We start from the raw sequence: 12,475 nt of genomic DNA, 5'->3' as shown, positions 1-12,475 counted from the left end.
GACACTTCGGGCAGTTTGGTGTCGCGAAGTCGAGGTCATCCATCAGCAAGGTGTAAATCCAATCTTGCGCGGGAGGAGCATCAGGATCTCCTTCCGACCGGCCTGTTCGATGAGGACCCGCTTGGCGTCCTCGCGAGCGTCCCCCGCCTGCGCATGCAGGACGGCCGAGAGCGGTGCGCCATGCTCGAGCGCGGCGGTCACCTGGTCGATCGCACGGGAGAGCCCCGGAAGCTGCAGTCGCGCGGCCATCTCCGTGAGCGCGTCGGCGAGCGGCGACCCCGTGCCGACAGCGAGCACCACGCGGCGGAACTCATCGGTCAGTTCGCCGGAGCCGACCGCGGCCACCCGACGCAGCGAGTCCAGGAAGCCTTCACCCGCCGACAGGCACAGCGCGAGGAACTCGAGAGTGGTCGGCAGCTCGTCGGTCAACCGGGCGCGACGCGAAGCGACGCGAGCCGTGAGCCGCATGTCGTATGCGAACCCCGCTGCGGCTCCGAGGATCCCGGGCAGCAGGGCGATCGGCGGGCTCATCCGGCCCGTGATGGCGAACACGATGACAGCGATCGAGCCGATGACGATGCCGACGAGCACCCAGCCGAGCTGACGCCCGCGGAAGGCCCCCTGCTCCAGAGGAATCCCCGCCTGCTCGATCCTCCGATGCAGAGCGTCGCCGCCGCCCACAAGGCGTTCGAAGAGCACACGTGACCGAAGCCAGAATGCGCGGTCACCTGCGGAGAGCACGCCGACTCGCGGGAGCGCGTTTCCGGGCAGGTCTTCATCGGCGACCGCATCGCGCACATAGGGCGCGATGCGCAGAGCCAGCGGCGCTGCCGACCACCGTGGAAGCGACGCGAGTATGCAGAGCAACCCCATGCCGAGTGTTCCGCCGCCGAGCACGGCGACAGCGATCGCGGACATCGGGTTCACCCGAACCACCGCCCCGGCTCGGGGAGCCGACCGATACGGATCATCAAGCGATAGGCGATCACCGACACGGCAGCTCCCGCGCAGATCACCAGCATCCCTTCACCGGTGCCGTAGGCGGCCGCGCCCTCGGGGCGCAGCACCAGCAGGCCGAGGATCACCCACGGCGCGACGGCACCGAGCACGGCAGCGCCTCGGATCCATGACTGTCTGGCTTCGACCTCGCCGCGCAGCACGGCGTCCGCGCGCACCGACGACGACAGCGCGCGGAGGACGCCTGTGAGCTCGGTGCCGCCGACCTGTCGCGCCATGCGGAGCGTCTCGATGATCCGATCGGCGATGGGATCAGCCAACGCCACCTTCAGCCGGTCGAGGCTCGTCTCGAAGCGGCCGGTGGCGCGCAGGTCTCTGGCGAACACGGCGAAGGCCGGCCGCATCATCGTCGGCGATGACTCGGCCAGACTCGCGACGGCGTCCGGCAGTGACAGTCCGACACGGATGGATGCGATCAGCAGGTCACAGACGTCGGGCCAGAGCTGGCGACGAAGTCTGCGCAGCCGGAGGCGTCGGGAACGCACGAAGACGATCGGCACGACGGCCGCGGTCGCGCCTGCCAAGCCCGCGAGGACCGGGATGGCTGTGAAGAGCCAGACAGAGGAAGCCGCGGCGAGCGCGACCGTCAGCATCACCAGCAGGAGCGTGCGCGGGCTGACAGATGCCATGCCGCCCTCTTCGAGAAGGCGAGTCAGACGTCCGCGGTGCCGGACCCTTCCTCCGTCTTGAGGCGGGGGCCAGAGCCACGGCGATGCGCACAGCAGCAGACCGGCCGCGAGCATCGCACCGAGCAGGACCGTCACAGAGTGCCTCCGCGACGCCACGCCGTCTGTTCAGTGGACGCCTCGTCGCCGCGGATGTACACGGTTCGCGTGATGATCCGGCCGTCGACCACCGCGCCCGTCGGCGCGATGACCTCGTGCACCCGTCGCACTCCGGTGTCGTCACGCACGCAGTGCACCACGAGATCGACCGCGCCGGCGAGGGCCGGCGCGATGAACGATCGATCGATGTTCCGTCCCGCGAGGAGCGGCAGAAGCGTGAGCTTGTCGAGCGCCTCGGCCGCGGAGTTCGCGTGCACGGTCGCAGCACCCGGCACCCCCGTGTTGAGTGCGAGGACGAGGTCGAGCGCCTCCGCATCTCTGACTTCGCCGACGACGAGGCGATCGGGTCGCATCCTCAGCGCCTCCTTCACGAGCCTGCGCAGCGTGATCTCCCCCGTTCCCTCCAGACTCGCCTGACGCCCCTGCAAGGACACGACATCCGGCCCCTGCACCGCGAGCTCGAAGGTCTCCTCGACGGTGATGATCCGCTGACGGTCGGCGCACGAGTCGAGCAGCGCACCGAGGAAGGTGGTCTTGCCTGCGTGGGTGGCACCGGACACGACGACGCTCCTGCCCGCGCGCATCGCGTCACGAAGCATCGCGGCCAGGTCCGGAGTCAGCGCCCCGTGGTCGACGAGCGCCTCGAGGCTTCGATACCGGGGCAGGAACTTGCGGATGTTGACGGACCACGATCCGCGGACGACATCCGCGATCGCGACATGCAGTCTCGACCCGTCGGGAAGAGACGCATCCACGAACGGCTGACTGATGTCGACACGGCGCCCTGTCGACTGCAGCATCCGCTCGATGAGATCGCGCAACGACGATTCCGTGAGACGCATCTCGATCCGCTCGGCGACCCCTCCGCGTGCGACGTGGATGCTCTCGGGGCCGTTGAGCCAGATCTCCTCGATCTCAGGGTCGTCGAGGAGCGACTGCAACGGCCCGAAACCGCTGACCGCCGCGAGCACGTCACGCACGCATGCTGCTTCGTCGTCGATCACCGCCGCGCCCCGCGCCAGCGCCAGATCGTTGAACTTGCGCACCTCGGCGAGCGTGACCGAGCGCGCTGCCGAGGAGTCGAACGTCGGGTCCGTTCCTTCGGCGCGGAGCCGCTGACGAACGCGCTCGGCGACGAGGACGGAGGGCTGGATCACCCGAGCATCCTCGCAAGGATCGGGTGACACGCGCCGGAGTTATCCACAGCGGCGGCGGTGCTCCTGCGGGCGGATCCCCAGCAACGCACGATCCCCCGATCAGTAGACTTATCCCAGCGCGCGGGAGTGGTGAAATTGGCAGACACGCAGGATTTAGGTTCCTGTGCCCTAGGGCGTGTGGGTTCAAGTCCCACCTTCCGCACCGATCTGTCGCACCCCCTGCGACCGACGACTTGACCGCCGCACAGCGCACGACGACGGGAAATCCATGCATCACGCCGCTCTCATCCCCTGGCTCGACCCCGCCACGATCATCGGCTCGGCCGGCCCCTGGGCGCTTCTCGTGGTGTGCTTCATCGTCTTCGCGGAGACGGGCCTTCTGGTCGGGTTCCTGCTTCCTGGCGACACGCTGCTCGTGATCTCAGGACTCCTGTCGCACCCGATCGCGGGCTCGGAGCACGGGGTGTTCGGCATCAACGTGTGGATCGTCGCGCTGCTCATCGGGCTCTCGGCGTTCGTCGGCGGTGAGGTCGGCTACCTCATCGGCCACAAGGGCGGACCCGCAGTCTTCGAACGCAAGGAATCGGGCCTGTTCAGCAAGAAGAACGTCGAGCGGACGAACGCCTTCTTCGAGCGTTTCGGCGGCATCACCGTCATCCTCGCCCGCTTCGTGCCGATCGTTCGCACCTTCGCCCCGGTCGCCGCCGGCGTGGGCCACATGCCATGGCGCCGCTACACGCTGTACAACCTCATCGGTGCGATCCTCTGGGGCTTCGGTCTGACGATGTTCGGGTACGCCATCGGCTTCATCCCGCCGGTCGCGCACTTCGTCGAGAGCTACATCGACCTGATCCTGCTCGCTGCCGTCGGCGGCACGGCACTCATCACGCTCTGGCACTACCTGTCCGAGCGTCACAAGGCGAAGAAGGAAGCCGCGGCCGGCGAGGGTGAGACAGACGCCACCGAGGCCGAAGAACTCGCCCTCGACCCCGAGGTCTTCGACCGTGCTCCGGACTTCGACGGAGACGGCAAGCACTGATCTCGGTGCAGAAGAAGGCGGGCTGTCTCAGCCCGCCTTCTTCTTGCTCGGGCTCTTCTTCGTGCTCGCCTTGTCGCCGGTCGACTCCGACCGAGCGGCCTTGGTGCGAGCCACACTGGCGCGCAGCGCCTCCATCAGGTCGATGACCTCACCGCTCTTGGCATCGCCCTCGGCCTCGCCGAAGGTGTCCGAGACATCGAACGTGTCGCCCGCCTCGATCTTCGCATCGATCAGAGTGCGCAACTCCTTCTGGTACTCGTCGACGAACGACTCAGGATCGAAGTCAGCCGAATAGCTGTCTACGAGGGATGCCGAGAGCTCGAGCTCCTTCTTCGAAATCCTCACATCCTCGTCGAGCACCGGGAACGCCGCCTCACGCACCTCGTCGGCCCACAGCAGCGTCTGCAGCACGAGCACCTTGCCACGCACACGGAGCGCGGCCAGTCGGGTCTTCTGTCGCAGCGTGAAGCGCACGATCGCCGTGCGGTCGGTCTGTTCGAGCGTCTTGCGCAGCAGCACGTACGCCTTCGGTGACTTGGAGTCCGGTTCGAGGTAGTACGGCTTGTCGAGGGTCAGCAGATCGACCTGGTCGGAGGGCACGAACTCGACGACGTCGATCTCGCGGCTCTTCTCCGCCGGCAGCGCCGCCAGATCGTCCTTCGTGAGCACGACCGTCTGCCCTTCCTCGACGTAGGCGCGATCGATGTCGGCGTAGGCGACGGTCTCGCCGCACACCTCACAGGTGCGCTGGTACCGGATCCGGCCGCCGTCCTTCTCGTGCACCTGGTGCAGCGGCACATCATGGTCCTCGGTGGCGGAATACACCTTGACGGGCACGTTCACGAGGCCGAAGGTGAGCGCACCTTTCCAGATCGTTCTCATGACCCCAGTGAACACCAGCCGCGCGGCTCACGGCCAGTACCTTGACTACGCTGGCGTCATGGTCGCAGAGGCGCAGAACGTGCAGATCGATGGCCGCCGGCTGCGCATCACCAACCTCGACAAGGTCGTCTACCCCGAGACCGGCACCACGAAGGGCGAGATCATCGCCTACTACACGGCGATCGCGCCGCACCTCCTCCCTCTGCTCGCGGGCCGCCCCGTGACCCGCAAGCGCTGGGTGGAAGGGGTGGGGACCGCGGATGCTCCCGCCGACGCGTTCTTCACGAAGCAGCTCGAGCCGGGAGCTCCGGAATGGATCCCCCGACAGCCGATCCGGCACTCGGACGGCCCCAAGGAGTATCCCCTCGTCCAGGACGTTCCCACGCTGGTCTGGCTCGCGCAGGTCGCCGCGATCGAGCTGCACGTGCCGCAGTGGCGCTTCGCCTCCGACGGCATGCCGGGAAAGCCGGATCGGCTCGTCCTGGATCTCGACCCGGGCCCGGGGGTCGGGCTCGCCCAGTGCGCCGAGGTCGCACGGATCGCTCGCAGCCTGCTCAGCGACATCGGACTCGATCCGGTGCCCGTGACCAGCGGAAGCAAAGGGATCCACCTCTACGCCGCCCTCCCCGGGCAGCAGACGAGCGCAGAGATATCCGCGGTCGTGAAGGAGATCGCCCGTCTGATCGAGACCGGGCATCCGGATCTCGCCACGAGCACGATGGCCAAGGCCGCGCGCGGCGGCAAGGTCTTTCTCGACTGGAGCCAGAACAACGGCAAGAAGACGACGATCTCGCCGTACTCGATGCGTGGTCGCGCGCACCCCTGGGTGGCGGCTCCGCGCACCTGGGACGAACTCGACGACCCCGACCTCGCGCAGCTCGACTTCGCGACGGTGCTCGAGCGTGCGGGTTCCGGGCAGGACCCCATCGCTCCGCTTCTCGCCGCCCAGGAGGGCCCCCCGGACACCACCTCTGCGCCGGGCCCCCGCGTCGACGCACACGGCGCGAACTCGCATGCGAGCCGCCACCGCCCGCGGACGACCGGTGCGGCACCGCTGGCCTCGTCGTCTCCCCCCTCCGTCTCCCCCATGCTGGCCGAGAACGGCACGCCGGCGATCGCCCGCACTCTGAGCTCTCCGTCGTGGGTGGAGGTGAAGTGGGACGGCATCAGGGCCATCGGAACCTGGGCGGACGGACGGATGCTGCTGCATGCCCGCAGCGGCACCGACATCACGGCCCGCTACCCCGAGCTGACTGCCGACGGCGCGCCGTTCCTGCCCGTGTCCGATGCGATCATCGATGGCGAGATCGTCGCCTTCGATGCGCAGGGCAGGCCGAGCTTCTCGATGCTGCAGAACCGCATGCACCTGACCCGGCCCCGCGAGATCGAACGCGAGGTCGTGCGCACGCCCATCGTCTACATGGCTTTCGATCTGCTCCGACTGAACGGTCACGACCTCAGCACCATGGCGCTGTCGGAGCGACGGACCCTCCTCGAGGAGGTCGTCGCCGACCTCGATGCGCCGGTGCAGGTCCCGCCCGTGTTCGACGATCTCGACGCCGCTCTCGCGGCGAGCGACGAGTTCGGCCTCGAGGGCGTCGTCGTCAAGGATCCGTCCTCGCGGTACCGTCCGGGCCAGCGCTCACCGGCCTGGCTGAAGATCAAGCACACCCGCATGCAGGAGGTCGTGATCGTCGGTATCCGCCCCGGCAAGGGCGACCGGGAGGGCACGTTCGGCTCCCTGCTGCTCGCGGTCCCCGAGTCCGGACGGCTGCGCTATGTCGGTCGCGTCGGCACGGGATTCACCGACCGGATGCTGCGCGACCTGCTGAGCCGGCTCGCTCCCCTGCGCACCGACTCCGCGCCCCTCGAGGACGTGCCCGCGCTCGATGCGTCGGATGCGCTCTGGGTCCGACCTGAGCTCGTCGGCGAGGTCGAGTTCGCGAACTGGACCCCGGACGGCGTTCTGCGTCACTCCCGTTGGCGGGGACTCCGGCCGGATAAGACTCCCGACGAGGTGATCGTCGAGTCCTGAACGTCAGGCGTGGTGCGGTTGGCAGTCGGACTGCTCCGCGGGCTCGATCTGGAAGGTCGAGTGAGCGACGTCGAAGTGGTGCGACAGACACGACTGGAGGTCGCTCAGCAGCTTCGCCGAACGTCCATCGGCGAGGAGAGCCGGGTCGACGCTGACGTGCGCACTGAACACCGGAGCACCGCGAGTGAGCTGCCAGACGTGCACGTCATGCACGCCGACGACTCCGTCGTAGTCGAGGAGGTGCTGTCGGATCTCGCTGACCGCAGTGCCCTGGGGCGCTGATTCGGAGAGCACCGAGAACACCTCGCGGAGCAGCGCGATGGCTCGCGGGATGATGAGCACGGCGATCATGATCGACGCGAGCGCGTCGGCGGGCATCCATCCGGTCGTGACGATCACGATCGCTGCGATGATCACCATCGCCGACCCGATCAGGTCGCCCATCACCTCGAGGTAGGCGCCGCGGACGTTCATGCTGGTGCGCTGCGCGCGGCTCAGCAGCCACATCGAGATGGCGTTCGCGACAAGGCCCACGACGGCGACGATGAGCATCAGCCCGCCGACCACCTCGGTCTCCCCCGGGTTGATCAGACGACCGATGGCCTCCACCCCCACCCACCCGGCGAGGAGGATCAGGATGATCGCGTTGATGAGCGCCCCGAACACCTCGGCGCGCTGGTATCCGAACGTGCGGCGGTCGTCGGCAGGTCGGGCGGCGACGGCCGCCGCGATGAGCGCGATCACCAGAGCCGAGGCGTCTGTGAACATGTGAGCCGCATCCGCCAGCAGCGCGAGAGAACCGGTCAGCAGTGCACCCACGATCTGCACGACCATGATCGTCGCGGTCAGTGTCAGCGAGATCGCCAGAAGACGGCGATGGTTCGCGGAGCGGATGCCGCCCGCGGCGGGCGCATGATCGTGCATGTCTCCAGGCTAGACCGGCTCGCACACCCGCCGGCGGGTCTCAGCCCAGTCGGGAATGGTGATGATTCTCAGTAACCGCGGGCCGTCAGCGCTGGCGAGAGTACTCGAGCACGACGCACCCGTTGTCGAACGAGCGCACCTGGTCGAGACGGAACTGGGTCGGGGCGAAGGGGTGGCTCGCCATCGGGATGCCGGACCCCGCGATCGTCGGGTACTTCTTGACGATGAGGCGATCGATCTCGTCGAGGAGCACCCCGGCGAGCCCGGCCCCACCCGCGAGGTAGATGCCGAGGCCGGGTTCCGCCTTGAGCGCGCGGACCCGCGCGACAGGATCGGTGCGCACGATCTCGACGTTGGCTTCGCCCGGATCGTCCAGCGAGCGACTGAACACGACGGTCCGCAACTGCGAGTACGGGTCTGTGATGCCGACTTGCAGTGCGGGTTCGTAGGTCCGACGCCCCATCACGACGGTGTCGAAGCGGGTGACCGCTGCGCTTGCGCCGCCCCGCGCCGCGCGCACATGCGCAGGCTGGATGTCGGGGAGTTCCGTGCCGAGAGCGTCGGCGAACGCAGCGGTCACGGGGAAGAAATCGACCTCGTCGTCCGGGCCGGCGATGAATCCGTCGAGCGTGACGCCGACGTAGTAGGTGAGTTCTCGCATGTCGTCAGAGTAACCACTACGCATGAAGTACGTCAACCGTAGTGAATACCGCCGACTCAGAGAGCGGCGAGCAACGGCAGCAGTTCCGCGAACGCGCGCGCACGGTGCGACTGCGCCTGCTTCTCGCCGGCAGCGAAATCGCCGACCGTGCGCTCCGCCCCCTCGGGCTGTCCGTCCGGGACGAAGATGGGGTCGTAACCGAATCCGCCGCCTCCGGATGCTTCGCGCGCGAGACGTCCCGGCCAGTTCCCGACGACCACGTGCTCGGCTCCGTCCGGAGTTACGAGCGCGATCGTCGAGTTGAAGTGAGCAGCGCGGTGAGGATCCGCGATGTCGCGCAGCTGGTCGAGCAGCAGCTCGAGGTTCGCCGCGGCATCCTTCTTCTGCCCCGCCCAATAGGCCGAGAAGACACCGGGCGACCCGCCCAGCACGTCGACGCAGATGCCGGAGTCGTCGGCGAGCGCCGCGAGTCCCGTGTGCGCCGACGCGGCGCGAGCCTTGATCAGCGCGTTCTCCGCGAACGTGACGCCGTCCTCGACGGGCTCCGGTCCGTCATACGCGATGATCTCGAGATCAGGGCGAGCGGATGCCACGATCTGTTGGAACTCCGCGACCTTGTGCGGATTGTGCGTGGCGAGGACGACCTTCATCAGCCCGCGAGCGCCTTCAGCTGGTGATCCTTCAGGTCGGCGCAGCCCGCGACGCCCAGGTCGAGCAGGGCGTCGAGCTCGCGCTTGTCGAACGGCGCTCCTTCAGCCGTGCCCTGCACCTCGACGAAGAGCCCGCGGCCCGTGACCACGATGTTCATGTCGGTCTCGGCGCGGACGTCCTCGACATATGCCAGATCCAGCATGGGCTCGCCGTCGATGATCCCGACCGAGATCGCAGCCACGGAGTCGAGCAACGGCGTCGCGTTCTTGCCGATGAACTTCTTCTCGCGCCCCCACTCGATCGCATCTGCGAGGGCGACGTACGCTCCGGTGATCGCGGCGGTGCGGGTGCCTCCGTCGGCCTCCAGCACGTCGCAGTCGATCACGATCGTGTTCTCACCCAGCGCCTTGGTGTCGACCACTGCGCGCAGAGCACGGCCGATCAGCCGCGAGATCTCGTGCGTGCGCCCGCCGATGCGCCCCTTGACGCTCTCCCGGTCGTTGCGGCTGTTGGTCGCACGGGGCAGCATCGAGTACTCCGCCGTCACCCACCCCTTGCCCTTGCCGGTCAGCCAGCGAGGAACGCCATTCGTGAATGATGCCGTGCACAGCACCTTGGTTCCGCCGAAGCTGATCAGAGCCGAGCCCTCGGCGTGGCTGCTCCACCCGCGCTCGATCGTGATCTCGCGGAGCTGGTCGGTGGAACGGCCGTCGGCGCGGACGATGCTGGTCATGGGATTCCTTCGGTGGAGGCGGATGAAGCGGATGCTGCGGTCGGGCTACTGTCCGGGGACAGGCTCCGGAAGCGTGATGACACCGGTCTGCACGAGCTGCACGTCGCGCACCTCCCGGCCCATCAGGCGGTTGGCGAGGGCGGTGAACTCGGTCGTCGAGTCCCCCGTCGCCTCGTAGACGTACGTGGCCGTGGCGTCGGGAGACGCGAGAAGATCGCCTCGCACGAGCTGGCGATAGACATCCCCGGCGGTCTCGTCATCACTCGAGACGAGGGTCACCCCCTCCCCCATCACGTAGCTGATCGCGCCACGCAGGAAGGGGTAATGGGTGCAGCCGAGAACGAGTGTGTCGACATCCGCCTCGCGGAGCGGCGCGAGGTACTCCTCGGCGGTGGCGAGCACTTCAGGCGTGCCGGTGATGCCCCCCTCGACGAACTCGACGAAGCGCGGGCACGCCGCGGTGAAGACCTCGAGCCGTTCGTTCACCTCGAGCATGTCCTGGTAGGCGCGGGAGCCGATCGTCCCCACGGTGCCGATGACCCCGACGCGGCCGTTGCGAGTCGTCGACACGGCTCGTCGGACTGCCGGGCCGATCACCTCGACGACCGGAATGTCGTAGCGCTCTCTGGCGTCGCGCAGCATGGCCGCCGATGCCGTGTTGCAGGCGATCACGAGCATCTTGACGCCCTGGTCGACCAGAGAATCGAGCACTTCGAGGCTATACCGCCGCACGTCCGCGATCGGCTTGGGACCATAGGGCGAGTGAGCCGTGTCGCCGATGTAGACGAACGATTCCCGGGGCAGCTGGGCTCGGATGGCCCGGGCCACCGTGAGTCCGCCGACACCGGAGTCGAAGATTCCGATCGGGGCGTCGTTCATGACTACCCAGCCTACCCGCGTGCGGCGCGCGTCACGCTCAGCGACCCGGACGGCTCCCCTCACTAAGCTGAGCGGATGACGACGTCCACGGCGCTTCTGACCGATCGTTACGAACTGACCATGCTCGCCGCCGCACTGCGCGACGGCACCGCATCACGGCCGAGCGTGTTCGAACTGTTCTCACGCAGGTTGTCGGGAGGACGACGTTTCGGAGTCGTCGCCGGTACCGGTCGGCTCCTCACGCTGCTGCGACAGTTCCGCTTCGAGGATGACGAACTGCGATTCCTGCGTGACAACCAGGTGGTGGATGCCGAGTCCCTGACGTACCTCGAGAACTACCGCTTCACCGGCTCCATCCGTGGCTACCGCGAGGGCGAGCTGTACTTCCCCGGCTCCCCCATCCTCACGGTCGAGGGCAGCTTCGCCGACGCTGTCGTGCTCGAGACCCTGGCTCTCAGCGTGCTCAACCACGACTCCGCCGTCGCCACCGCCGCCTCCCGCATGAGCATCGCGGCGGGCGAGCGTCCGCTGGCCGAGATGGGCTCTCGGCGTGCCGCAGAGCAGTCCGCCGTCGCAGCCGCGCGCGCGGCCTACATCGCCGGTTTCCGGGCCACGAGCAACCTCGAGGCCGGACGACGCTGGGGTATCCCCACCATGGGCACGGCCGCGCACTCCTGGACCCTGCTGCACGAGACCGAAGAGGAGGCGTTCCGCTCGCAGATCGACTCCCTGGGAACCGACACCACACTGCTCGTCGACACCTACAACATCCGCGCCGGAGTCGAGACGGCCATCCGCGTCGCAGGTACGGGACTCGGCGGCGTGCGGATCGACTCGGGTGACCTGCCGATCGTCGCCGCCGAGGTGCGGGCGCAGCTCGACGAGCTCGGTGCGACCGGGACACGCATCACGGTCACGAGCGATCTCGACGAGTATGCGATCGCCGCGCTGGCCGCGTCGCCCGTCGACGCTTACGGCGTGGGCACGTCGGTGGTCACGGGATCGGGATACCCCACCGCGAGCATGGTCTACAAGCTCGTGGCGCGACAGGACTCGGACGGCGCATGGATCGGCGTCGCGAAGGCGTCGACCGACAAGGCATCCCACGGCGGGCGCAAAGCAGCGTTCCGCACCCTCGTCGACGGGGTGGCGGAGGCAGAGACCGTCGTTGTCTCCGACGGATTCGAGGAACTCGACACCCCGGCCGAGCATTCGGACGGGCGGGCGCTGCAGACGACCTTCGTCGAGAACGGCGAGATCGACGACTCGTTCGAAGGACCCGAGGGAACGGCCTCCGCCCGAGCGCACCATCTGCGGGTGCGGGAGGAGCTTCCGGTCAGAGCGCTCGCCCTGAGCAAGTCCGACCCGGCGATCCCCACCGTCTACGTCGACGCGAGCTGACGCGGCCGAGGCGGGTCAGTTCAGCCGACCATCGATTCGTAGATCTCCTTGCACGTGGGGCAGATCGGGAACTTCTCCGGATCACGGCCCGGCGTCCACTTCTTGCCGCACAGCGCACGCACCGGCTTACCGGTGATCGCCGATTCGAGGATCTTGTCCTTCTTGACGTAATGGGAGAAGCGCTCGTGGTCGCCCGGCTCGACATTCTCCTCGCGGAGGAGTTCTTCCAGTTCGCGATCAAGCGTTGCCACGCCGCCCTGATCGGGGCTGTCCAGCGGAGTACTCATGCCGAGAGTCTAGCCTCGGACGCA

At 67.8% G+C, this 12,475-nt stretch carries 13 protein-coding genes and 1 tRNA gene; 4 read left to right on the top strand and 10 right to left on the bottom strand.

From position 1 onward, the window contains the following. Positions 1–42 precede the first annotated feature (42 nt). From AB0P11_RS10140 to AB0P11_RS10130, 3 genes are read right to left on the bottom strand one after another with little or no spacing between them, the layout of a single operon-like run. On the bottom strand, positions 43–918 hold the full coding sequence (locus AB0P11_RS10140; RefSeq protein WP_363521649.1) for a type II secretion system F family protein: 876 nt from the start codon (positions 916–918) through the stop codon (positions 43–45). Between the two features lie 5 nt (positions 919–923). Next, positions 924–1,781, bottom strand: a complete 858-nt coding sequence (locus tag AB0P11_RS10135) for a type II secretion system F family protein (RefSeq protein ID WP_056280114.1) — start codon at positions 1,779–1,781, stop codon at positions 924–926. Beyond that, positions 1,778–2,959 carry an ATPase, T2SS/T4P/T4SS family gene (locus tag AB0P11_RS10130; protein WP_295102826.1) on the bottom strand — a complete coding sequence of 394 codons (1,182 nt, stop codon included), beginning with the start codon at positions 2,957–2,959 and terminating at the stop codon, positions 1,778–1,780. Before AB0P11_RS10130 ends, AB0P11_RS10135 begins: the two co-directional genes overlap by 4 nt. Before the next feature lie 120 nt (positions 2,960–3,079). Between AB0P11_RS10130 and AB0P11_RS10125 the strand changes: the two genes are divergently transcribed. Beyond that, positions 3,080–3,161: transfer RNA gene (locus AB0P11_RS10125), tRNA-Leu, on the top strand. A 66-nt stretch (positions 3,162–3,227) separates the two neighbouring features. Beyond that, entirely contained in the window at positions 3,228–3,998 is a 771-nt protein-coding gene (locus AB0P11_RS10120; RefSeq protein WP_187250481.1) for a VTT domain-containing protein, read from the top strand. Between the two features lie 27 nt (positions 3,999–4,025). Here AB0P11_RS10120 and AB0P11_RS10115 read toward each other — a convergent pair whose 3' ends face one another. Further along, complete coding sequence (locus tag AB0P11_RS10115; protein WP_053096954.1) at positions 4,026–4,880, bottom strand: Ku protein; 855 nt, start codon at positions 4,878–4,880, stop codon at positions 4,026–4,028. Positions 4,881–4,938: 58 nt separating this feature from the next. Here AB0P11_RS10115 and ligD point away from each other — a divergent pair, with 58 nt between their 5' ends. Further along, positions 4,939–6,915, top strand: a complete 1,977-nt coding sequence (gene ligD / locus AB0P11_RS10110; protein ID WP_363521786.1) for a non-homologous end-joining DNA ligase — start codon at positions 4,939–4,941, stop codon at positions 6,913–6,915. 3 nt (positions 6,916–6,918) lie between these two features. On the opposite strand, the gene AB0P11_RS10105 is transcribed toward ligD, so the two are convergent. The 5 genes from AB0P11_RS10105 to murI form a co-directional block, all read right to left on the bottom strand. Beyond that, complete coding sequence (locus AB0P11_RS10105) at positions 6,919–7,839, bottom strand: cation diffusion facilitator family transporter (RefSeq protein WP_053096956.1); 921 nt, start codon at positions 7,837–7,839, stop codon at positions 6,919–6,921. Positions 7,840–7,924: 85 nt separating this feature from the next. Then, on the bottom strand, positions 7,925–8,500 hold the full coding sequence (locus tag AB0P11_RS10100; RefSeq protein WP_285364260.1) for a dihydrofolate reductase family protein: 576 nt from the start codon (positions 8,498–8,500) through the stop codon (positions 7,925–7,927). A 56-nt stretch (positions 8,501–8,556) separates the two neighbouring features. Beyond that, a complete protein-coding gene (gene rdgB, locus AB0P11_RS10095; RefSeq protein WP_363521642.1) occupies positions 8,557–9,150 on the bottom strand; it encodes an RdgB/HAM1 family non-canonical purine NTP pyrophosphatase in 594 nt (197 codons plus the stop codon). Beyond that, positions 9,150–9,884, bottom strand: a complete 735-nt coding sequence (gene rph / locus AB0P11_RS10090) for a ribonuclease PH (protein ID WP_363521639.1) — start codon at positions 9,882–9,884, stop codon at positions 9,150–9,152. Before rph ends, rdgB begins: the two co-directional genes overlap by 1 nt. A 45-nt stretch (positions 9,885–9,929) precedes the next feature. Beyond that, on the bottom strand, positions 9,930–10,763 hold the full coding sequence (gene murI / locus AB0P11_RS10085) for a glutamate racemase (RefSeq protein ID WP_053096961.1): 834 nt from the start codon (positions 10,761–10,763) through the stop codon (positions 9,930–9,932). Between the two features lie 75 nt (positions 10,764–10,838). Between murI and AB0P11_RS10080 the strand changes: the two genes are divergently transcribed. After that, positions 10,839–12,164: a nicotinate phosphoribosyltransferase gene (locus tag AB0P11_RS10080; protein WP_363521637.1), complete on the top strand. Its 1,326-nt coding sequence runs from the start codon at positions 10,839–10,841 to the stop codon at positions 12,162–12,164. A gap of 20 nt (positions 12,165–12,184) precedes the next feature. On the opposite strand, the gene AB0P11_RS10075 is transcribed toward AB0P11_RS10080, so the two are convergent. After that, a complete protein-coding gene (locus AB0P11_RS10075; protein ID WP_053096965.1) occupies positions 12,185–12,451 on the bottom strand; it encodes a DUF3039 domain-containing protein in 267 nt (88 codons plus the stop codon). Positions 12,452–12,475 lie beyond the last annotated feature (24 nt).

This window comes from Microbacterium sp. NPDC079176 (genome assembly GCF_040686675.1).
Taxonomy (GTDB): domain Bacteria; phylum Actinomycetota; class Actinomycetes; order Actinomycetales; family Microbacteriaceae; genus Microbacterium.
Note: the sequence above shows the minus strand (reverse complement) of the source record. Positions and strands in the feature narration are given on the sequence as shown.

What these genes read in the sequence shown, in the direction of transcription:
- rdgB (WP_363521642.1), bottom strand. Translation starts at nt 9,150, where the DNA reads ATGAAGGTCGTCCTCGCCACGCACAATCCGCACAAGGTCGCGGAGTTC.
- murI (WP_053096961.1), bottom strand. Translation starts at nt 10,763, where the DNA reads ATGAACGACGCCCCGATCGGAATCTTCGACTCCGGTGTCGGCGGACTC.
- AB0P11_RS10140 (WP_363521649.1), bottom strand. Translation starts at nt 918, where the DNA reads ATGTCCGCGATCGCTGTCGCCGTGCTCGGCGGCGGAACACTCGGCATG.
- AB0P11_RS10080 (WP_363521637.1), top strand. Translation starts at nt 10,839, where the DNA reads ATGACGACGTCCACGGCGCTTCTGACCGATCGTTACGAACTGACCATG.
- AB0P11_RS10105 (WP_053096956.1), bottom strand. Translation starts at nt 7,839, where the DNA reads ATGCACGATCATGCGCCCGCCGCGGGCGGCATCCGCTCCGCGAACCAT.
- AB0P11_RS10120 (WP_187250481.1), top strand. Translation starts at nt 3,228, where the DNA reads ATGCATCACGCCGCTCTCATCCCCTGGCTCGACCCCGCCACGATCATC.
- AB0P11_RS10115 (WP_053096954.1), bottom strand. Translation starts at nt 4,880, where the DNA reads ATGAGAACGATCTGGAAAGGTGCGCTCACCTTCGGCCTCGTGAACGTG.
- AB0P11_RS10100 (WP_285364260.1), bottom strand. Translation starts at nt 8,500, where the DNA reads ATGCGAGAACTCACCTACTACGTCGGCGTCACGCTCGACGGATTCATC.
- rph (WP_363521639.1), bottom strand. Translation starts at nt 9,884, where the DNA reads ATGACCAGCATCGTCCGCGCCGACGGCCGTTCCACCGACCAGCTCCGC.
- ligD (WP_363521786.1), top strand. Translation starts at nt 4,939, where the DNA reads ATGGTCGCAGAGGCGCAGAACGTGCAGATCGATGGCCGCCGGCTGCGC.
- AB0P11_RS10075 (WP_053096965.1), bottom strand. Translation starts at nt 12,451, where the DNA reads ATGAGTACTCCGCTGGACAGCCCCGATCAGGGCGGCGTGGCAACGCTT.